General features: G+C 72.2%; 2 protein-coding genes. One reads left to right on the forward strand and one right to left on the reverse strand.

The window, feature by feature from the left end; all coding sequences use genetic code 11:
• On the reverse strand, positions 1-297 hold a 297-nt coding region (locus AC1DYX_RS31125), incomplete at its 3' end, for a hypothetical protein (protein ID WP_477266087.1).
• Positions 298-524: 227 nt separating this feature from the next.
• Here AC1DYX_RS31125 and AC1DYX_RS31130 point away from each other — a divergent pair.
• A partial coding sequence (locus tag AC1DYX_RS31130; RefSeq protein ID WP_477266088.1) for a glycoside hydrolase family protein occupies positions 525-1431 on the forward strand: 907 nt, incomplete at its 3' end.

The raw sequence follows: 1431 nt of genomic DNA on the forward strand, positions 1-1431 counted from the left end.
CTGCAGCGACTCGGCCAGGTTCGCGTCGGGGAATTTGGCGATGTCCTCGGCCTTGATCACGTCGACGATGCCGTCGCTGTTCTTCTTCGTGTTCAGCGCGCTGTTCAGGCTCGCGCGAAAGCCCGTCACGACCACGACGCTGTCGGACGATTTGCCGTCGGCCGCGGCCGTGTTGGCGGAAGGCGCGGTTTCCTGGCCGTGCGCGTGCAGGGACGCGAGCATGGCGAGCACGCCGACGCTGATGCGGGTGCKGCGCGTGCGGTGATGCCGGGTTCGAGGGTGGCAGGTGGAACTCATCGTTGTGCTCCTTGTGGTATCGATGACTCGTGCGGTCATATTGACGAGGCATGGTAGCGTCAAGCGCCGCGCCACGAGCCGTGTACCCGGTCCGTACGCGGTAATAATCACGTTGTTGAGTGCTTGCGCCGGGAAACGACAACGGCGGCCGCGGAGCGGGCACAATACGGGCGGCGCACGTGCGAAGCGCTCACCGCCTGCGCGGTGCACAATCACAGGAGATGCCAGTGCAAACATCCCTCCCGCGGCGCGCGTTGTTGCGTGCCGCCCTTGCCGCGCCCGTGCTGGCCGACGGCTTCGTGTGCCTGCTCGCGCTGCTGGTCGCCACGGCACCCGCCGCGGCGCAGGAACTGGGCATGCCGCAGGCGTCCGGCAAGGCCGCGCGGGCCCACGGGGACCGGCATGCCGGCGACACGTCGTGGCTGATGGCCGCCGTCGCACCAGGCCTGCCGGACCGCTTGAGCGTGTTCCGCTCGGACGACGGCGCGCAATTCGTCACCCAGGCGTCGGAAGCGTATGCGCCGCCGCGCGGCATGTTGCGCGACCCGGCCATCGTGCGCCACGACGGCGCGTACTGGGTCGCGTACGCGGCCGGCGACGGTAGCGCACTTGGCCTCGCGCGTTCGCAAGACCTGCGCCACTGGACCTTCGTGCGCGACGTGCGGCTGCCGGGCGCCGTGCGTACGCCGCGCTGGCTGCGCACGCGCGAAGGTGGCCTCAAGCTCGTGGTGGCACTGGTGGACGGCAAGGCCACGTCGCGCCCCTGGCTGCTGGAACCGGATGGAGCGCTGGAACGCTGGCCCGCGCCCAGGCCGCTGGCCGGCCTGCAGGACAGGCACGACGCTGCGGTGGTCGCGGCCGATGGCGAAGGTTATGTGGCGCTGGCGCGGCGGCGCGCCGACGGTCTGCCTGGCGACGCCCTGCGTGGCGACGCCCGGCTCGACCTCGCGCGGGCGCGCGACCCGGCCGGACCGTGGACCGTGGCAACGGGCGGTGGTCCGGCTGCCGACAGCGCCATGGAAACCGGCATGGGCCTCGCGGGCCGGCCCGGCGGCGGCTGGCGCGCCGTGTTCGCGGACGCGGCGGGCCATGCCTGGCAGGCCGACAGCGGGGACGACCTCGCCGCGTGGACGC

The organism is Massilia sp. P2_C2, from assembly GCF_056404615.1.